The organism is Streptomyces sp. NRRL B-1347 (assembly GCF_000720325.1).
GTDB lineage: Bacteria > Actinomycetota > Actinomycetes > Streptomycetales > Streptomycetaceae > Streptomyces.
This window is the reverse complement of sequence record NZ_JOJM01000064.1, coordinates 25,629-44,145: the sequence shown is the minus strand read 5'-3', so window position 1 is coordinate 44,145 and position 18,517 is coordinate 25,629. Positions and strand designations below refer to the sequence as shown.

Annotated in this window: 22 protein-coding genes and 2 pseudogenes; 19 read left to right on the top strand and 5 right to left on the bottom strand. The window is 69.9% G+C overall.

Going from position 1 to position 18,517, the window contains the following annotated elements; translation table 11 throughout:
• Positions 1-273 precede the first annotated feature (273 nt).
• Both IG74_RS0136250 and IG74_RS52390 read left to right on the top strand, forming a co-directional pair.
• Entirely contained in the window at positions 274-666 is a 393-nt protein-coding gene (locus tag IG74_RS0136250; RefSeq protein ID WP_158857907.1) for a hypothetical protein, read from the top strand.
• Between the two features lie 75 nt (positions 667-741).
• Positions 742-1,272 (top strand): hypothetical protein, encoded by a 531-nt coding sequence (locus IG74_RS52390; protein ID WP_051856157.1) that lies wholly within the window; start codon positions 742-744, stop codon positions 1,270-1,272.
• A gap of 269 nt (positions 1,273-1,541) precedes the next feature.
• Here IG74_RS52390 and IG74_RS0136235 read toward each other — a convergent pair whose 3' ends face one another.
• The 3 genes and pseudogenes from IG74_RS0136235 to IG74_RS50010 form a co-directional block, all read right to left on the bottom strand.
• Entirely contained in the window at positions 1,542-2,204 is a 663-nt protein-coding gene (locus IG74_RS0136235; RefSeq protein ID WP_030686010.1) for a lysophospholipid acyltransferase family protein, read from the bottom strand.
• Between the two features lie 75 nt (positions 2,205-2,279).
• Positions 2,280-2,939: pseudogene (locus tag IG74_RS53730) on the bottom strand (transposase).
• On the bottom strand, positions 2,872-3,870 hold the full coding sequence (locus IG74_RS50010; RefSeq protein ID WP_234334564.1) for a transposase: 999 nt from the start codon (positions 3,868-3,870) through the stop codon (positions 2,872-2,874). The pseudogene IG74_RS53730 and the gene IG74_RS50010 overlap by 68 nt, the downstream one beginning before the upstream one ends.
• A gap of 772 nt (positions 3,871-4,642) precedes the next feature.
• Between IG74_RS50010 and IG74_RS52900 the strand changes: the two genes are divergently transcribed.
• The 5 genes from IG74_RS52900 to IG74_RS0136205 all read left to right on the top strand — a co-directional run bounded on the left by IG74_RS52900 (position 4,643) and on the right by IG74_RS0136205 (position 6,843).
• Positions 4,643-5,179: a hypothetical protein gene (locus IG74_RS52900; protein WP_234334562.1), complete on the top strand. Its 537-nt coding sequence runs from the start codon at positions 4,643-4,645 to the stop codon at positions 5,177-5,179.
• Positions 5,176-5,319 carry a hypothetical protein gene (locus IG74_RS52380; RefSeq protein WP_158857901.1) on the top strand — a complete coding sequence of 48 codons (144 nt, stop codon included), beginning with the start codon at positions 5,176-5,178 and terminating at the stop codon, positions 5,317-5,319. The genes IG74_RS52900 and IG74_RS52380 overlap by 4 nt, the downstream gene beginning before the upstream one ends.
• Before the next feature lie 392 nt (positions 5,320-5,711).
• Positions 5,712-5,969, top strand: coding sequence for a ribbon-helix-helix protein, CopG family (locus tag IG74_RS0136215; RefSeq protein WP_030686008.1), 258 nt, complete (start codon positions 5,712-5,714; stop codon positions 5,967-5,969).
• Between the two features lie 2 nt (positions 5,970-5,971).
• The gene (locus tag IG74_RS0136210; protein WP_030686006.1) at positions 5,972-6,343 is read left to right on the top strand and encodes a hypothetical protein; all 372 of its coding nucleotides are present in this window, start codon (positions 5,972-5,974) and stop codon (positions 6,341-6,343) included.
• A 35-nt stretch (positions 6,344-6,378) separates the two neighbouring features.
• Positions 6,379-6,843 (top strand): hypothetical protein, encoded by a 465-nt coding sequence (locus IG74_RS0136205; RefSeq protein ID WP_051856152.1) that lies wholly within the window; start codon positions 6,379-6,381, stop codon positions 6,841-6,843.
• Between the two features lie 38 nt (positions 6,844-6,881).
• Here IG74_RS0136205 and IG74_RS0136200 read toward each other — a convergent pair whose 3' ends face one another.
• Complete coding sequence (locus IG74_RS0136200; RefSeq protein WP_158857899.1) at positions 6,882-7,145, bottom strand: hypothetical protein; 264 nt, start codon at positions 7,143-7,145, stop codon at positions 6,882-6,884.
• 424 nt (positions 7,146-7,569) lie between these two features.
• Here IG74_RS0136200 and IG74_RS53725 point away from each other — a divergent pair.
• The 9 genes and pseudogenes from IG74_RS53725 to IG74_RS0136155 all read left to right on the top strand — a co-directional run.
• A pseudogene (locus IG74_RS53725) lies at positions 7,570-7,722 on the top strand (IS701 family transposase); the annotation flags it as partial.
• 680 nt (positions 7,723-8,402) lie between these two features.
• Positions 8,403-8,816: a DUF6294 family protein gene (locus IG74_RS0136190; RefSeq protein ID WP_158857897.1), complete on the top strand. Its 414-nt coding sequence runs from the start codon at positions 8,403-8,405 to the stop codon at positions 8,814-8,816.
• A 641-nt stretch (positions 8,817-9,457) separates the two neighbouring features.
• Positions 9,458-9,580 (top strand): hypothetical protein, encoded by a 123-nt coding sequence (locus IG74_RS54295; protein WP_267885629.1) that lies wholly within the window; start codon positions 9,458-9,460, stop codon positions 9,578-9,580.
• Between the two features lie 38 nt (positions 9,581-9,618).
• On the top strand, positions 9,619-9,894 hold the full coding sequence (locus tag IG74_RS54805) for a hypothetical protein (protein ID WP_030685996.1): 276 nt from the start codon (positions 9,619-9,621) through the stop codon (positions 9,892-9,894).
• Between the two features lie 326 nt (positions 9,895-10,220).
• Positions 10,221-11,699: an FG-GAP and VCBS repeat-containing protein gene (locus IG74_RS0136175; RefSeq protein ID WP_030685994.1), complete on the top strand. Its 1,479-nt coding sequence runs from the start codon at positions 10,221-10,223 to the stop codon at positions 11,697-11,699.
• A gap of 44 nt (positions 11,700-11,743) precedes the next feature.
• Positions 11,744-11,950 carry a hypothetical protein gene (locus IG74_RS52375; RefSeq protein ID WP_234334561.1) on the top strand — a complete coding sequence of 69 codons (207 nt, stop codon included), beginning with the start codon at positions 11,744-11,746 and terminating at the stop codon, positions 11,948-11,950.
• A 698-nt stretch (positions 11,951-12,648) separates the two neighbouring features.
• The gene (locus IG74_RS48275; RefSeq protein WP_051856149.1) at positions 12,649-13,986 is read left to right on the top strand and encodes a B12-binding domain-containing radical SAM protein; all 1,338 of its coding nucleotides are present in this window, start codon (positions 12,649-12,651) and stop codon (positions 13,984-13,986) included.
• A gap of 76 nt (positions 13,987-14,062) precedes the next feature.
• On the top strand, positions 14,063-15,187 hold the full coding sequence (locus IG74_RS0136160; RefSeq protein WP_030685985.1) for a DNA glycosylase AlkZ-like family protein: 1,125 nt from the start codon (positions 14,063-14,065) through the stop codon (positions 15,185-15,187).
• Positions 15,188-15,283: 96 nt separating this feature from the next.
• Positions 15,284-15,766 carry an NUDIX hydrolase gene (locus IG74_RS0136155; protein ID WP_030685983.1) on the top strand — a complete coding sequence of 161 codons (483 nt, stop codon included), beginning with the start codon at positions 15,284-15,286 and terminating at the stop codon, positions 15,764-15,766.
• Between the two features lie 162 nt (positions 15,767-15,928).
• Here IG74_RS0136155 and IG74_RS49990 read toward each other — a convergent pair whose 3' ends face one another.
• Positions 15,929-16,129, bottom strand: a complete 201-nt coding sequence (locus IG74_RS49990) for a CbrC family protein (protein ID WP_078869341.1) — start codon at positions 16,127-16,129, stop codon at positions 15,929-15,931.
• 90 nt (positions 16,130-16,219) lie between these two features.
• On the opposite strand from IG74_RS49990, the gene IG74_RS53720 reads away from it, so the two are divergent.
• The 3 genes from IG74_RS53720 to IG74_RS0136140 all read left to right on the top strand — a co-directional run bounded on the left by IG74_RS53720 (position 16,220) and on the right by IG74_RS0136140 (position 18,389).
• Entirely contained in the window at positions 16,220-16,393 is a 174-nt protein-coding gene (locus IG74_RS53720; protein ID WP_158857895.1) for a hypothetical protein, read from the top strand.
• Complete coding sequence (locus tag IG74_RS51390) at positions 16,390-17,328, top strand: DMT family transporter (RefSeq protein WP_030685978.1); 939 nt, start codon at positions 16,390-16,392, stop codon at positions 17,326-17,328. The genes IG74_RS53720 and IG74_RS51390 overlap by 4 nt, the downstream gene beginning before the upstream one ends.
• A gap of 230 nt (positions 17,329-17,558) precedes the next feature.
• Positions 17,559-18,389 carry an NAD(P)-dependent oxidoreductase gene (locus IG74_RS0136140; protein WP_234334560.1) on the top strand — a complete coding sequence of 277 codons (831 nt, stop codon included), beginning with the start codon at positions 17,559-17,561 and terminating at the stop codon, positions 18,387-18,389.
• The last annotated feature ends 128 nt before the right edge of the window (positions 18,390-18,517 follow it).

The following is an 18,517-nucleotide window of genomic DNA, read 5'->3' as shown; positions in this document are numbered from 1 at the left end:
ACCGCCCCGACCTAATCGACGGCTGCTTGATCGGGACTGGGCTGCTCATCGCTGCGGAGGAGCTCGCAGAGCCGGAACCCGCGAGTTCAAGATGAGTACATTGCGAAGTCCCCGAATCGGGACCACATCGGCGGCAAGTCATACCGGAACAGTGGCTATGCGGGAAAGTATCGATGCCGCAACGGAGTATGCCACCTGGTCAAGCAGATCAAGGTCTTCCTGACGATCAACGAGAAGAAGCTGCGTGACGACCAGGACAAAGGCGTCATCACCATGTACTGCAAGGACATCGTCTGGTGCCCAAACTGGGTGAGCAAGGCTCTGGCCAAGGCGAATAGGACATCCCTCGTCGAGGAACCCGATGTGCCCGAAGAACAGGCGCCGGACAACGAGATCCCTCCGGCGGAAGGGGCCGATCCTGAGGACGGCAGCACCGCCGTCGACGAGGACGATGCCGATAGCGGCGCTCCTGCGGATGACACCGAGGACGGCAGTGAGTCCTATGTGCGCTCACACGATGCCCTCCCCGAGACCATGACAGAGACTCAGCTGCGCGCTGCTGACAGCGTGATGCCCACCGAGAACGCACCACTGTCAGCAGATGCTCCAGCGCCTGCGGGGGCGGACCGGTACCGCTACGTTGGCTCCTACAGCAAACTGCACTGAACCGTTGACGGTTCGTGTTGTTCCCGGCCCTCTACGGTCGGGAACAACACGAACCGTTCCACTGATGGAGGCATTGTGGTCAGTTCCGACACCGCATTCCTTTTGCGCGCCGCCGAGGCCGCATTTGACCTGGGCCGGGACGGATTTCACATCACTGCCATCGACATTCCGTCGCGAAAGATCACCTGTGCCGACACCGGACAGTCTGCAAAACAGCCGGCCTACGAGCAGGGCGAGCCGCCCGTACCCGGGCGTCAAGGGCGCCGTGAGTACGACTGGCAGCCAGCCGTGGACGCGCCACCCTGGATGAACATGGCATGGCTATTGGAAGACATGGCCACCTGGATCCCTCAACTCGCCGAGGACCAGGTCACGCTCACTGGGTTTTCCGCACCCACGGCCAACTGGTGCGATGTACGGGTCCGCACTCGCGAAGGCAACTACCAGATCCGCATCAAGCTCGCCGATCGTCGCCAGACCCTGGACTTCCCCGGTATGTACCTCCGCGACTTGTTCGCTGAAGCCCGCCACCTCCAGTACCTCGTACCGAGCGCCTCTTCCGATGCGCGAGATGCCCAAGTCGTCGATCTCCGCGACGTGCTGTGAGAAGGCGATCCCCATCGCCCGTCGAATTCCCTGAGGAAGGCCTGATGCTCAACCGCGGGGAGGTGGACGAGCATCAGGTAGCGGGTGCTGCGTTCGACCAGAGTGGCGATGGCAGAGCGGGACTTGTTGCCGAGGATATGTGAGGGCGCAGGGCGAGTTCATGGCGATGGCGGGGGCCGGGTGAGCTGGACGCGGACCCGGCCGGTGCGGCATCCGTGCTCGCCCTCGCCGCGCTCGCGGGCCCGGGCCCGGTGCCGTGCCGGTAGAAGCTACGCGGCGAGCGCTGCGGGCTCACCCAGCTGGGCGGCCGCCGTCCGCCACGCGCTGGTCACCGCGGTCCTGGCACGCGCCGTCCGCACGGCATGCTCGCCGGTCAGCTCCAGTGCCGCGCCGACATGGACGTGCAGATGCGGGCGGCGCACAGGGGCGGTGAGGAGTCCCGCGAGTTGCTTCAGGGTGTGGCCGGAGGTGATGCGGCGGGCCCCGGCCTGGCCGACGGGCACCACGGGGGCGCCGGTGCGCTCGGTGAGCCGGGCCAGGCCGCTGTGAAAGGCCCCGGGGGCGGCTTCCGCGGCGTCGCGGCGTCGGGGGAGCCCGCCCTCGGCGTAGATGAGGACCATCCGTTCCTGCTCCAGGGCGTCGGCGGCCGCGTCCAGCGCGTCCGCGGCGCGCCGGTCCGCGCGGATGACGGGGACGTGTCCTTCCCGGGCGAGGGCGCGGCCGAGCAGCGGGACGCGCCACAGCCCGGCGGTGGCCATGATGACCGGCTCGGCGCCGAGGCGGCGAAGGGCGGCGATGACGATGGCGGGGTCCGCGAGGGAGGTGTGGTTCGCGGCGATGATGCTGCCCGGCGCGAGTTCCGCGCGAGGGTCGGCGGTCACCGACAGGCGGCCGACGGCGGGGACCAGAAGGTCGGCGATGCGGCTGAGCATGAGTGGTCTCCCGGCTGCGACGATGTTGATCTTCATCGTCGGCGGCGGGAGCGGTCCGGGCGTGAGTTGGCGTACTCATCTTCTGGCCGCCGCGCTACCCAGTACTGCGGGTGCAGCGGCTGACGCGTCGATCGGGTGAGGCCGGTCCCTGAGGTTGATCCTCGGGAGACTCTGCTGGCGAATTCTCCCGGCGGCAGGTGCGGCTGAGGGCTTGAGGCGGGAGAGGCGGGAGATCCACCTGTCGTGCGTGGGGCTGTCGTTCAGCCACGCGTCGGTGCGGACGAGGTTGAGTGCCATGGCGGTCAGGACATGTTGTAGATGGGTTCTGTCCTGTCCTCGATAGCGGGTGTGATGGATGTTGCAGCGCTGGGAGGCTTGGGCGAAGACCGCCTCGACGCCGGCCCGCAGCGCATACCGGTCCTGTCAGGCGGTGGTGGCCTGCTCGGCGCGCAGCCGGTGCAGGGCCTCGAACTGCGGACGGGGCCGGAAGGTGAGGTCCCTGGCGTTGACCGCAGAGCGGGTGCAGCGGGATCGGTCCGGACAGCTGGCGCAGTCGGGCAAGCGAAAGGTGACCTGCACGATGGGCAGGGTGCTGCGGCTGCCCGGCCGCTCCCGCCAGTTCCGACTGATCTTGCCGTTGGGGCAGGTGACCTGCTGGTTGTCCCAGTCAATGATGAAATCGTCGAGAGCGAAGGCACCGGGGGTGCGGGTCTGTCGGCCCGAGCGGCGACGCAGTGGGCCGGTCAGGGTGACGCCGTGGTCGGCGGCGGCCTTCAGGATGTGGTCCACGCTGGCGTGGGTGGCATCGACGAGTTCCTCGTCGGGCAGCAGGGCCTGGCGGGCCAGATCGGCGTGACGGGCGGCGTTGGTGTCGCTGTCCATGACCGGGGCGGCAGTGGGCGGCCACGTGCACGAGCAGGTGAGGCCGGCCGTCGCCGCAGACCTCGGTAACATGCGCCTTGTAACCGGTCCAGCCCTGGCCGCGTTTGATCCCGTAGCGGGCGTCCGGGTCGTAGGGGCTGCAGACCACCAGGTGAGCGGGCGGCCTCTCCTTCCCGGTGCGCCAGCACAGCCCGGTCTCGTCGCGGTAGTACTGCTGGACCCACACCAGGCGCAGGACCTGCACGGCGTGCATCTCCCGCAGCCAGCCCGGCGCCCCTGGGCCATAGAGCGCCTGCAGCAGCGCGATGCCGTCCCGGCCCACGGTGACGGCGAACGCCGTACGAGCCGTGTCCCCATCCGGCAGCCGATAATCGTCCGCGCGCCGGGCATACCGCTCGAACCACTCCTCGTCCACGTGGGCGATCAGCCACTCGGGAGCCGCAGCGGCCAGGGCCTCCAGGGCGGTCCGCATGGTCTCGGTGACCAGCTCCAGCCAGTTCAATGCGCGGGTGGCCGCCAGTACATGGGTGGCATCCGTGCGCTGTCGGCCGCCCACTGTCACCAGGTCCTTCTCCCGCAGCCGGGCAACCATCAGCTCCAGCCACCGGGACGCCTGCCCGTCCGCGGCGAGCCGGGCACGGAACTCACTGAGCACCGACGCGTCGAACCCTGGGTCTTCCAGCTCCAGGCCGAGCGCGTACTTCCAGTCCACCCGGGCGCGTACCGCGTCGGCGGCCTGCCGGTCGGTGAGGCCCTCGGTGAACTGGAGCACCAGCACTGTCATGAGTCGGGCCGGGGAAAGCGCGGGCCGGCCGCGGACCGCGAACAGCTCGGCGCACTCGACATCCTGGAAGACCTCACCGAGTGCGTCCCGGGTCCGGATCGCCAGCGAGCCCTTCGGGAACGCCGCCCGGGCGACTCGGGCTGTCACCGCAGGAATCACATAACCAGGCCGAGGCCACAACGACATCACGGATCACCCCACCGGCTCCCCGCGTCATCGACTCTCCCACCATCGCCCCAGAAGATGCCTCAGCCGCTCCTGCCGCCGGGTGAATTCGCCAGCAGAGTCTCCAAAGGATCAGCCTCATAGTCCCCAATTCTGGTGCCCAGCACGACAGATCATTCTGGTCGCAGAAAGACTGCCGAATGAGCGCCTGCGACAAGCCGGATGCCTCGTGCGTGACAACCAGGCTGCCTCGGTCGTCCCCATTCACCAGCCAAGCCGGTCCCGTTGGTGACAGCTCCTGTGCTTCGGCTCACTGAAGCGGGCCGCCGTACAGTGCTCTGGCGGCGGCCCGCTTCGCCCTATCCAGCAGAATGCGAGGCCCTGACATGAGCGTCCCCTCGCCCCAGTGGCCGTTCCGCCCCTTCACGGTTCGCGGCGAGCCGGTCGACTGGGCACGCGTGGGCCGTCGCTCGGTCCGGCGCCGCATGAGGGGCATGACGCACACCGAGGCCCTGGCCGCGCTCGAGGAGACCCGGGTCGTTCTGCGGCACACCTCCCGGCGCGAAGCGTCCGCCACCGATGTGCGCGGGCCGGGCGAGCTCGCGGAGTGGGAGCGGATCGCGGCGCTGCTCGCCGGGACCACCGACGTGTACGCCCCGGACGGCGACGTCGTCGTCCGGGCCGAGCTCGCCGCCGACGCCGCGGCCGCCAAAGAGCGGGAGGCCGAGCAGCGCGCGCCGCGGCCCGGATCGCGGCCCGAGCCGACGAGCTCCAGGCGCTCCGCGAGCTCGGCACCCTGGAGCAGACCGAACCGCGGGAGGGCGACGAAGCCGTCCGCGACGGGCTCACCCGCCGCGCCGGGTCGTACGTACAGAGCGACGTCGACCCCTGGCTCGCGCACGCCCTGGCCGCACGTCGCGGGCACTACGCGGAACAGGTCGCCCGCGAAGCAGCCGCCGACCTCCTGTCGCCGCCCGTCCTCGCCCACGCCGTGCTGCTCACCGCACTCGCTCGCCTCTCCCCGGGGATCGGTGTCGACCAGCTGGCGTTCGCGGCCCGGCTCACCGCCGCCGCCCCCCAGGCCACTGCCGACCTCGCAGCCATCCTCACCCGCGCCTCCGACACCGCCGGGAGCCCGGCATGAACCACGGCCAGGACCACGAGGTCGTCGCCCGCTGGGAAGGGCACAGCGACATCGGCCACCACTATGAGGAGCTGCGCGCCGACGGGACGCTCGACTCCTGGACCGAGCCGCCGATCGGCGAGCCCCAACTCCCGGGCTAGGACGACCCCGACCACAATCCGATCTGCCAGTGCCCTGGTCAGTGGCCGCGAGCCTTCTGCTTCACGTGCGCCGGCTGCACCGGCTGCGGGCAGCGCCCCTGCCCGCCCACCACGGCCAGCACCCGCGCATGATCACATATCGTGACGGTCACGCGAGCGTGTCACGCATCCTGTCACGGACCTCGTGAGACAGTGTCGCGCTGCCCTCAGAAGCCTGCAAACATGGGTCCGAGGGCCGATTCTCGGAGCTGCGCGCCGGAACGTGACACCCCAAAATCCACCGCACAGGCGCACGCCGACGATATACGCAGTGTGAACGACTGCGAGTCGGCGGCCGGAGGGATTCCGGCGAACCCGTACCCGTGCTGTACGCCCTGCTGTACGTTCGGAGCATGGCATCAAAACCTGTCACGATCCGGGTCCCCGAAGAACTGCACGCCCTGCTCCAGGAGCGGGCCGAGGCCGAGGGCACCACGGTGACCGCGCTCATCACCGAGGCCGCGACCAACGCGGTCCGTGATCCCCGGCTCGAGGGAGCGGCCGAGGTGTTCCGCTCGTTCATCGCGGACAACGCCGACGCGTTCGACCAGGCGTTCCCCCAGGACGCCCCCGCCCGCCTCGATGCCGACCGCTCGGGACGGGCCGCCTGATCGTGGAGCTCCACATCGACATCCGCTGGCTCCTGGAGCGCCAGGCGGAGGTCCTGCCCAAGGCGCCGGTCATCCATGACTTCAGCTGCCTCGTCGCCGCGATCGGACGCCACCGTGTCAACACCCCGAGGGTCGGCGCGATCGTCGACAACGCCTGGCGGGCGGCCACGCTGATGCACTCGATCATCCGGCTGCGCCCGCTCCCGGCCCGCAACGCCTTGTACGCCGCGGGCATCGCCGTGGCGTACATGAACGCCACGGGCGAGGGGATCGACGCCCCGTACGGCGCGCTCATCGACCTCGCCCGTGACATCGACGCCGGACGCACCGACGCGTACGACACCGCCGACCGCATCCGCTCCTGGCGGATCTGACCACTTGGCCCGAGCCTCTGGAGGGGAAGTCCGACATGGCCGACGCAGAGATACCCCAGGATCCGGCCGCGATGGTCCGGGCGCGGTACGCGCTCTACGTGGAAACGCTCCGGGCACGGATGCCCCAGGCCCAGTTCGACCTCCTGATGGAGGTGATCCGCGCGTACGTGAAGGCCGGCGGCGGCCGGTTCCGGCTCGATCTGGAGCCTTCGGAGAAGGAACTGTTCACTGAGGAAGTGCAGCAGGAACTGCTCAACCTCCTCGGTCTGCTCGGGGCGATGGAGCCCGGCCACGAGGACCGTGCCGATCACGTCGTCGCCCGCCTCGGGGACGGCGAGCACGCCAAGGCCGCGATGTCGCTGGTGCCCCCGGACGTCGCGGACGACCCGGACAAGCTGCGCGCGATGCGGGACAAGCTGGATGCCCAGCAGCACCAGCGCCAGCAGGACGGACAGACGGTAGAGGACATTGCTCGCGCGAGCGGCATGTCCGACACCTGACGCGGCGCCATGTGATCAGAGCCGGGCAAGTACGGAGGTCAGCTGGCCTCGGCTCCGATCCAGGGCATCTCGACCAGACGAAGCCACAACTGCCCGTGTCCGTCCGACCGCTGCTGCCATCCGTCAGGCTCTGCTCCATGCTCCACGAAGCGCAGGAGCCGCGTGAGATCTACCTGCGCGAGCTGCTCACGATCCCCGGCGGGCAGATTTCGAGCGGGGAACAGCCAGACCAGCGCATCCTCGCCGGTCTCGATCACCATGGCGCCCAGGACGCCCTGGTCCACGGCCCCGTTCACGGCCACGTCCAAGTCCTCTACGGCAACCCCGGCCGCCTCCAGCACAGCCAACGCATTCGGCTGCCCCTGCAACACGGAGTTGGGGCGCTCGGGGCTGAGCGGTCCCTGCCCCTGGATGGGCTGGCCCAGAGTCAGCGGATGGTTCAGGTCCTGACGGTCTCTCGGGTGGGCCGGTGACCGCGGTGGTGGCGACGGCCTCCGCGGTGGTGGTGCCTGCGCCGCGCTCGGTAGCGGGTGATGAGGCGGCTCTGGTGCAGGGCCCCGGGGTGTCGTCGGCAGGCGCTGCCGCGGCGGTGGTTGCGGTCGGGGGAGTGGCTGGTGGGGGAGGGGGTTCATCCTCGGGTGTCGGGTACTCATCGATGATGCCCCCGCCGACGCCTGGCAGCAGTTGTGTCTATGACTGGGCCGCGGCCAGGCTGCCCATGAACATGGTCTTGGACCGCACGAGCGGTGGGTGCAGGCCCGTCGCAGCCTCAAGCGTCCCGACGAGATCGCCTACTACCTGGCCTACGCGCCCGTCGGCGCCACGGTCGAGAAGCTGATGGCCGTCGCCGGCTCGCGCTGGGCGATCGAGGAGTGCTTCGTGCGACACGAGGCTGCTTGAGCTGAGTGAACTCGCCGATGAGGAGGTTCCGTTGAGGAAGGTGTAGTTCCAGGTCAGTGTTCAGGGCCTGTCCCCGCCCCGGCGTGTGTTCCTGGTAGTGGGAGGGTGCGAAGCCCGGGGGGAAAGCCCAAGGACTCCCGTTCCATCCGGGAGTTACAGGCAAGGGGAAGAGCGGACGGGTGAATGCGAATGAACCCTTGGCTATGCCTCGTAACTTCGAACCTCGCCGATGGGATGTTCCAGCGGGGTGCAGGACTGGCCGCTGAGAAGCGGCAGGCGCCGACTGGAGAGAAGCAGTCAGCCGGGAGGACACCGCCGTCCCGGGCCACGCCCACCATTTCCGCGCGACCTGTTGTCCACTGCTGGGCACTCCTCCTCGGCGAGCCCTGGCGCTCACCGCCGTGGCGGTGCCTGGGGCACGTGCCGGTCCGCTCAGCGGACCGAACCCTGGTCTTGGGGGTCTGTGCGTGGAGATCCTTCTTCGCGTAAGACCTGGCCGCTACATCACGTGCACTCGATCACATGCGAGGAGGCAACGGCGTGAAAGTGCACGACGGTGCAGCGATGAGGAGCGGCAGCCCACGCGGCGCGCGATCTCAGGTGATCACGCGACGTCCTGAAGGCCAGGTCAAAATCCACTTCCTTAGGATGTGATCGTTGTGTCTGATACGGCAGACGCCTACAGGACCTGCAGCGAACGAATGGAGACGGAGCCGAAGGACGCTGCTCTAGCGGCTAAAAGGTTCAGGTGGCCAACGCTCCACTCCGGTGACTGCACTATGTTCGAGGGCGCCACGTGGACGTTGCTCTCGGACGGGAGAGCCTCCTTTGACGCCGTCGTGACAAGCAGCGACGACGATGACGCGTGGATCATTCACCACGCCGACCTGCTCGACCGGAATCAAGCAGTTATGGCCTCCGTGGTCAACGTGAATCCGTGGCCGGACAACCCCCACAAATTCGCGCAGAATATGCCTGACCACCGTCAGCGGTACCGGTTCACCGCGCAAGGCCGGTTCAACCCGGGCCTGTTCGAACAGACCGTGTTCATGAGTATGACGTACAGCTGCTGACCGGGCGCTTCGCCTGCCGGTCCGGTGGATTCCGGGGTGCTCAGGGGAAACAGACACCGCCACGTGAGGGCTGTGTCAGGGCCTACAGTCCTCACAGGTCCACGCCTGCTCGTCCGGCCAACCCGTTCGGTGCCAGCACCGGATCGGCCCGTTCCAGCCGCTGCCAGGTGACATCCGGCAGCGGCTGGTCGGCTGTGCTCGGGGGCCAGACTTGCGCCCTCCTGGAGCTCCGGCAGCGCCTCCACCAATGGTGCGCCACGCGAAGTCTGGCCGCGGGCCGGTGGCCGCCGCCCCGGTGCGGGTCGCGCGGTCGGCCGACGAAGTACCGGCTCCGCCGACGGCGCCGTTCGTGACGAAGTACCGGCTCCGCCGACGGCGCCGGTCGTGCCGCGTCAGCTCGCCGCGCCCGACCCGGTCGACGACGTCGGCCAGGAGCAGGAGTGGCGGTCGCCCTCCGGGGCGGTCAAGGACCGCAACCAGTAGGTGCCGGAGGGCTCCCCGCGCAGCCGAGCTGCGCCGCGCCCGACAGGGAGGTCCTGCCCGAGCTGTCCGGTTGTAGAGGACCTCGAAGGGCGGCGTGGTGGCGCTGGCCCGTGCGGAGGCCCGGCAGCGGCTGATGGTGGGCGACATCCCCGGTCACCGTGGCGGTCGATGCCCTGGGCCGCGCGGCCGCGGAGCGGCTCTACGGCCCCGGCTCGGTACGTCGTGCTCTGCAGATGGCCAGCGGTGCCCGCAGCTCGTGGATGACGTACGGACACCGGTAGGAGGCCGCGATGAGCGAGGCGCTTCGGCCGGAGGCCTCGTGCTTGCCGCGACCGACGGCAGCCCCGCGCCGGCCGAGTTGGAAAGAGGCCAAGCGCGCGGCGCGTCCGTGCCCGTCATCCTGCGCACTGCGTCCGCAGTGGACAGCTCCCGGTTGCGCCGGGCCCGTCTCGCCCGCGCGCGCCGCCCGTTCGAGGAGGCCGCCGACGCCCACACTCAGGACCTGGCCCTGCGCGCGCACCGCGAGCGGCTGCCCCCGGTGGAGGACGGGCCTGCCCCGGACGCCCCGGCGCCGCACGTCCGGCCTGCGCCGTGAGGAGGCCACGGCCCTCTCCAGGGTCTCGGTTGCCTGGTACACGTGGCCGGAGCTGGGGCGGGCCGACGCCTCCCGGCAGGTGCTCGAGGCGGTGGCCCGCGCCCTGCGCCTGGACACGGCGGCCCACCACCGCGCGCTGGCCCTCGCGGGGTACGTCTCAGCTTCTGCCCGTGCCGCGCCCAGCAGCCCTGCGCTGGACCCGGCAGCCCGAGCCGGGTGACCGGCATACGTGTTCCCTCCTTGGTCAAGGCCTCCTCCCGGTGTACAACCGTGACGCTCCCTCACTGGTCTTGTCTGCGTCACCCACGCACGCCAGAGGAGGAACAGTGCGTCGCACCCTCATAGCCGCTGTCGCGGCGGTCGCGGTCGCGGTCGCCGCGCCGCTGCCGCTCGCCGCGAGCGGCACCGCGTCCGCCGCCGCGCCCAACGCCGCGAAGAGCGCCGCGAAGAACGCCGGCAAGGCTCCGGTCACCGACTTCAACAAGGACGGCTACGCCGACCTCGTGCTCGCCGCCCCGAGGTCGGACGTCGACGGCAAGCAGGAGGCCGGGTACGCGGCCGTGGTGTACGGCTCGAAGAACGGGCCGGACCGCGCGCACCCCCGGCTCGTCGACCGCTCCGTCGCAGGCGGCCCCGGTGAGGTCACCGACTACGGCAACTTCGGCGACGAGCTGGCCACCGGTGACTTCGACGCCGACGGCTACACCGACCTGCTGATCGGCACCAACCCGTTCGTGACCGTCGCCCTGTGGGGCTCCGCCGACGGACTGTCGCGGGCGGCCACCACCTTCAAGACCCCGGTCGGCCCGGGCACCGGCGACCTGAACGGCGACGGGCGCGTGGACCTGGTGAGCAAGGTGTACCCGTCGGGCGAGGGTGGCGAGGGCGGCATCCTCGCCGCCTACGGCCCGTTCACACGCGACGGCGAACCGGCGAAGAGGACGAGCATCGCCATCCCCAACAGCGACCAGACCGACGACATCATCGTCGGCGACGTGACCGGCGACGGCATCGACGACGTCATCACCAACCACAGCTACGAGGAGGACGCCTACGGCAGCCGCTTCTGGCCGGGCTCCAAGAACGGCCTGGCCCAGCGGCACACGCGGACCCTCAAGTCCTCCGAAGGCGGCACCGTCGCCGACGTGGACGGCGACGGCTACGGCGACTTCGTCACCCGCGACAACGGCTCCAGCAACGACGACAACTACTACGAAGCGGGCACCGTACGCGTCGACTACGGCAGCAAGAACGGCCCCGCCGCCACCCGCACCGCGAAGATCACCCAGAACACCCCGGGCGTCCCCGGCGTCAGCGAGAAGGGCGGCTACGTCGACGGCGAGTACCACAGCGGCGACCAGTTCGGCGCCGCACTCAGCGCCGCAGACGTCAACGGCGACGGCTACGCGGACATCGCCGTCGGCGTCCCCGGTGAGGACGTCCAAGCGGGCGGCAAGAACGTCCTGGACGCGGGCGGCGTGGTGCTGCTCAAGGGCGGCAGGCCCGGCCTGACCGGAGCCGGCGCGAAGGCCTTCACCCAGTCCACGCCCAAGGTCCCCGGCGCCTCCGAGCGGGACGACCAGTTCGGCAGGCGCGTCAAGCTCGCCGACGTCAACGGCGACAAGAAGCCCGATCTGGCCGTCACCGCGCCCTTCGAGGACGGCGCGGCCGTGGACTCCGGTGCCGCCTGGGTCTTCCGCGGTGCCACGGGCGGCCTGTCGACCTCCGGCATCGCGTCCTTCGGCCCGGCCGCCCTTGGCGCCCCCGAGAAGGGCGCCGAGCTGGGCCGACGACTGGGCCGCTGACGCGCGCCCGGCGACGTCACCTCCGGGCGCGCGCTCCGGGCTGCGTGAGGAGTCTACGTAGCCACCGGGTGCGGGCGTCCCTGCTGAGGGCCGCCCGCGACACCATGCCGCTGCTCCAGGGCCTGATGGCCGACCGGGCCTGGGAACCCCTGGCCGCCGACGGCAGCGCCCTGGACCGCTGGCCGAACATCGCCGCGGCCGTCACCCCGCAGCTTCCCCACCCGCGTTACGGCCGCCGCGTTCCACCCTGAGACCGGGAAGCTGGACCTGCGCCCGGACTCCCCAAAAGCCGCAGCCTTACGTATGTGCATGTGGTACCCGATTCACTTTTGAGCGGGTGGTCAGATCCCGCTTGCCTGAAAGCTACTCGCAGTAGCACCGGCGCAGGAGCGGCAGTATCTGTGGTGCGCCAGGGCTGACTTGACCCTGACACAAGCCGCCGATTGCCGAGCAGGGGAGAGTGGGCCCATGGCGATTGAGGCTTTAGTCCCGGGACGCACAGGGCCGATCTGCTATTTCGCCGCGGATCTGAGTGCTGGCGTGGCCTCGGATTCGGCGGTCCCGCACGCCCTGGGGTACTGCGCGACCGGGTCCGCTCGGGCAGGTGCGAACACGGAAGCACTCGCACGGGTGAGCTGATCCCAGAACCTCACCCCCACAGCGGCTCAGCGTACGAGACCGGGCGGCTGACCGGGGGGACGCGCCGGAGAAGCCGGGGCGCAACTGGCGGCAGCCTGAGGCGACTTCGCCGCCCTTCCCGGCAGTGGGGGCACAGCGCTGTAATGAAAGCCGCGCTCACCCGCCGGGTGCCAAGCACCTTGAGCCGGTGCCCGCCCGAGAAACGTGGGCAGGGGCCGACGGCGAGGCGCGGACCAGCCGCCCCGTGAGCTGGCTCGACGGTACTCCGCTCTGACGGTACGGACGTACGACGCATCCACGGAGGGACGTTATGCACGTTGCCCTGGTGTATCCGGAAGTCCTCGATCTGGCACGGTTCAAGGAGAACCGCAAGGAGTTCCCGCCGTTCGGGGTGCTCTACCTCGCCGCGGTAGCCGAGGCTGCCGGGCACGACGTGAGTGTCCTCAAGGTCAGCGACGACGACCACGTGCGCGACTTCACCGGGTTCGACGCGGTGGCCTTCACCATCCCCTCGTCAGCCACATACGGGATCATCCGGGACTGCCGCCGCGAGAGCCGCTACGACCAGGACCCGCTGGTCATGGTCGGCGGGGTGCACCCCAACTTCTACCCCGAGCAGACCTTGCGCGACATCGAACCCGATGTGGTCGGCATCGGGGAAGGGGAGCAGACCTTCCTGCGGCTGCTCGAGCACGGCAGGACCCGGCGCTTGGAGGAGATCGAAGGGATCTGCTACCTCCACAACGGCCAACCCGTACGCACCCCGCCCAGGACCATCCTGAAGAACATCGACGCACTGCCGCTGCCAGCCAGGCACCTGCTGCCCACCGAGGACCTGGTGATGGCCGACCGGCTCTCCCACACCGATCTGCGCATGGCGCACGTCATGTTCAGCCGCGGCTGCCCCTTCCCGTGCCGATTCTGCGCGGCAGCCCAAACACGCATCCAGTACCGCTCTGGAACCAGCGCCCGCCACGAACTCACGGACATGATCGAGCGCTACGGCATCGAGGGATTCGCGATCGTGGACGACAACTTCATCGTCAACAAGAACAAAGTCCGCGACATCTGCACCCACATCAGCGACCTGGGCCTGAAGTGGTCGGCCCTCTCCCGCGTGGACACCGTCGACGCCGCCCTGCTGGCGGACATGGCCGCCTCCGGCTGCCTGGAAGTGAAGTTCGGCATGGAGTCCGGCAGCCCCCGCATCCTGAAGGCGATGCGTAAGAACATCACCGCCGACCACGTCCACCGCGCCGTGCGATGGAGCCGGGCCGCGGACATCAACATCAAGCTGTTCCTCATCCACGGCTACCCCGGCGAAGACCTGCAGTCCACCGCCGAGACCATGGAACTGCTCGGCGAGATAGCCCCGCACATCGACCGGGTCTCCCTGTTCCGGTTCGTCCCCCTGCCCGGTACCTACGTCTACGACCACCCCGAGGAATTCAGCCTGCACCACACCAGCAGCCAGCCAGGATGGACAGGCGACTGGGGCCAGTACCACATCCACCACAACGACCAGCACTGGTGGGGCACCGAGCAGCAGTTCGCCCAGGTCCAGGCCGGGTACGAACAGCTGGCCGCCATGGTCGGTGAACTCTGGCCAGACCGGCACCAACTTCCCGCGCCCGCCCCCACAGCCTGACCCGCTCCACTACGCTCGGACGCTCCTTGCGGCACCGGAACCACCACCGCCACACGACACCCGAGGAGCGCCCGAGTTGGCTGCCACACTGGTCCTCGCAGCCGCCGTCGAGCGGGCGGCCGCCGCCGCACGCCACGGCTGGGGCACCCACGCCGCCCCGGACACCGTGACACGCCTGGCCGATGCCCAGGCCGGACTGCACGCGGCCCGCCTCCTCACCCCCTTCGTCACGGCCCACACCCGCAACCAAGCATTCCGCCCCGCCGAGCTGCGCGAGGCCCTCGGCACCCGCGGCACCCTGATCAAGATCCGTTGCATGCGCCGCACACTGCACCTGTGGCCCCTGGACCAGGCCGTCGACGCCCACACCGCCACACTGCGCCTACGGCTCGGATCCACCCTCGCCACCGCCCGCCGCCACGGCCTTGCCCAAGGCGACCTGCAACACTGGGCAGACCACACTGCCGCAGAACTCGAGGCCGGACCACTGCGGTACCGCGAGCTGCAGGACCGCCTCGCCAAGCAGCACCCGCGCGCCAGTCCCGAGAGCCTGCGCCTGGGCATCAAATGGGCCTGGGAGTCGGGCCGCCTCACCTGCCGCAACACCGCCTCCTCCCTGCACCGTGAAGACCGCCAGTTCGCCCTCATCACGCACGCTCACCCCACCGTGAACCTCTCCGGCACCGACCCGAAGAGCGCAACCGTCCGGCTCGTACGCCGCTACTTGCACGCCTACGGCCCCGTAGCCGAAGGCGACCTGCTGTGGTGGTCAGGCCTCACCCGCGCCGAGATCACCCCAGCCCTGACCGCACTGCGCTCCGAGACCACGCCCGTGCGCATCGACGGCCTGGACCACGAGCTGATCGCCCTGGACGCCGACATGGACACCCTGCGGGCCGCTGAGCCACTGCCGACGGACCACGTACGGCTCCTCGCCTTCGAAGACCCCGCATTCAAGGGCTACTTCACCACCCGAGCCCGCTACCTCGACCCCGCACACCGCACCCGGGCCTTCAACCCGATCGGCGAAGTCCGGGCAACCATCACCATCGCGGGCCGCACCGCCGGAACCTGGGCATGGGACAAGAAGACCCGCACCGTCCGCCACGAACTGTTCACCCGACTCCCGCGCGCCACCACCCGCGCCGTCCGCCAACGGCTCGACCAGGCCCAGACCTTTCTGCGTACTGAGCCCTCCTGAACCTGGTACACACGATCGGTGAAATACCCCCGGGTCCCCACAGACACCGCCATAATCGGTGACCCCACCCAGCCCCGTGAAAGAACACCGATCACCGTGACCGCATCCTCCACCCCCCGCCAGCGCCACCGCCGCATCTGCGACGTCCACCTCGTCCTGCTCCGCGACGACCACGTCCTGCTGACGCTGCGCAAAGGCGGATACGCCGCCGGGCAGTGGCAGATCCCTTCCGGACACCTCGAAGCCCAGGAAGCCACTCCCTTCGCGACCATGCGCGAAGGAGCAGAAGAAATCGGCGTGCACATCCCCGAAGGCCAGCTCGCCTTCGTCCACTTCATGGACCACCGCGCCCCCGGCGAGGACCCCCGCCTCGGTGTCTTCTACCAAGCCCTCACTTGGGACGGCGAGCCGTACAACGCCGAGCCCGACAAATGCGGAGGCCTCGCCTGGTACCCCCTCAACGCCGTCCCCGGGAACACCGTCCCGTACCACGCGGCAGCCCTCACCCACATCACCGCAGGACACGTCCAGTCCACGTTCGGTTTCGATCCCGCCCTTGCCACGGCAGCCAGGACCTAACCGGCGTGCCACTCCACGCCACTCCGAACGGAAGCGCGATAGCTGTCAGAACGTGGACTCGATCCGGTGCCGACGCTGCGGCGGTCCCCTACCCGGTGCTGCGGAGTCGAACTCCCAGGTGAGTGACACCGTTCGGAACGTCGTTCGACCCGTCTGCAGGGCCTATGCGAAGTCGGCGTACGCGAGGTGGGCTGCGCAGACCCGGCACCGGAAGAGATACGCCGTCGCCTCGCCGTCCTTGTCCAGCGAGCCGAGGAAGTGCTCAACCTGCTCCGACGGCCAGCCCCAGCCGTTGGACTCACGCGCACCACCCGGCGCTTCGATCCCGACGCGGAGCCGTCGCGGGCGGCGGCCACCATCCATCTCTACGGCAGCGAGTGCCTGGGCACCCATCGGACCCCCGTCCGGTTCGGCGGCTTCGCCGTACACCCGGCCGAGCTCCTGGACCGCACGGTGCGGATCGCGGGCTACGCCGAGCGGGAGCGGGGCTGGGTCGTCGAGGACCGGGTGCACGAGCAGCCGTACTGGCTCGCGCAGCTCCACCTGCAGAGCACCTCCCTCATCGAGCTGCGGAACTCGGTGACGCGCGTGCGCCGGGAGCTGCGACTAGTGCCGGAGGACGAGTGAAGGGTCGGGGTTCCGCGCTGCTCGCCCTTTCGACCACCGTGCTGATCTGGGCCTCGACCTTCGTGGTGAGCGACCGCGTGCTGGCCGAGACCGGGCCGGCCCAGCTCACGTTCCTGCGGTTCGCCATCGGATCCCTGGTGCTCCTGCCGTTCGGCATCGCCGGTGGGCTGCGGGCGCGTGACCTGTTCAGGTCCTCGTACGTGGTGTGCGGACTCACCGGCGTCGCCCTGTACTACGGACTGCAGAACGTGGGTCTGCTGTTCACCTCACCCGACAGCGCCGCGCTCCTGCAGGCGGCACTGCCGGTGCTCACCGTGATGCTGGGTCTGCTGTGGCTGCGCGAGCGGCTCCGTGCCGGCCGGGCACTGGGACTGGTCCTCGCAGTGCTCGGCGTGCTGCTCGTGGTCCGGCACGGCGGGCCCCGGTTCGACCTGCTCGGCAACATGATCGTGCTCGGTGGTGTCGCAGCGTACGCGTACTACACCGCCTACGTGCGGCGCTTCTGCACTCACCTCAAGCCGGTCGTACTGGCCTCGGCGTCCAGCCTGTGGGGCCTGGTGTTCCTGACGCCGTGGCTGGGGTGGGAGATCGGTGAGAAGGGGTTCCAGCCGCCCTCCACCGACGGCTGGCTCGCGATTGCCTACCTCGGTGTCGTGGCGTCCGGCCTCACCCTGATCCTGTGGACCTTCGCACTGCGCAAGGTGCCGGCATCCGTGGCGGGCACGTTCACCGGCGGCATCCCAGCCGTCGGATACCTGTTCGCGGTCCTGACCGGGGCACCGCTGATCTGGTCCCAACTCATGGGAGGAGCCTTGGCGTTGGCGGGTGTGATCCTGAGCGCGGCGAGCCGGCCGGACCCCGTGCCGGGCCGACCGGAGCGTGCGGTGATCCGGCAGGAGCGCGGACGAGTCGATGCCAGCCGCCGCGGCTCCTGACGGCGGCTCGCTCGGCGGGCGCGGCGAGCCTGGGCCGGTCGGCACCGAACTTGTCCAGGCCTGTCGCCGCGTCGTACGGGGTGAGCTGGCTGGCTGCTCCCGGGCCTCGGGTCCCTGGGGGAGGACCGCCCGCCGAGTCACCCCAACCAGACGGACTCCATGCGACGGCCACCGGCGGCCGGGGGAGCGCCGCTTCACCACCGGTCAAGGAGACGATGATGCATATCGCTGTGATCGGCCTCGGCGAGGCCGGCTCCCGTTACGCGACGGCCTTGGCCGCCGCCGGACACGAGACGACCGGATTCGCCCCCGGCCCTGCCGCCACCCCCGGCGGTGTCCACCGCGTGGCAGACCTGGCCGACGCCGTACGCGACGCCGAGATGGTGCTGCTGCTCACCCCGGCGTCAGCGAGCGTCCGCCTCGCGACGCAGGCCCGCCCCGCTCTCGCCCCGGGCACCTGCTGGGCCGATCTCACCGCGGCTTCCCCGGCGACGATGACCGCGGCCGCCGAGGCCTTCGCCGATGCGCCGGTGTCCTTCGCCGATGTCGCGATCCTCGGCACGGTACCGCTCACGGGCGCACGGACGGCCGTGGTCGCCAGTGGCCCCGGTGGCCCCGCCGTCGCCCGGGTACTGCAGGGACTTGGCGCCCCCGTCGAGCTGCTGCCGTCTCCCGCCGGTGCTGCCGCCGCCCGCAAACTGCTGCGCAGCGTGCTGATGAAGCCGCTCGCCTTGGTGATCTGCGAGGCAGTGGGGGCCGCTCACGCGGCGGGCTGCGAAGAGTGGATGCGCGAGCAGATCACGGACCAGCTGGGCGCCGACGGACCGGTCATGATCGACCGATTCCTCACGGGCACCCGGCAGCACGCCGAACGCCGGGCGGCCGAGATGCGAGCGACGGTCGGCTATCTGGATTCCCTGGGTGTCCCGAGTGAGATGTCCAGCGCTTCAGAACAGGCACTCCTGCGGCTGACCCGGAGGAATCCGGCTGTGCCGCCTTGCGCGGATGCCGCTTCGACGCGCACCAGGGAGTCGTCCGCTGCCGATGCGCGTGATCAATAGTGATGAGCAGGGATTCTGGTCCACCTGGCATGCGGGGTGAGCGAGGTCTGCGCTCCGCGGCGCCGCCGGGCCGGGGCCGGTCGTGCAGTGTGGTGGCCGAGGGCCGTCCGGCGTCGCCACCGTGCTCC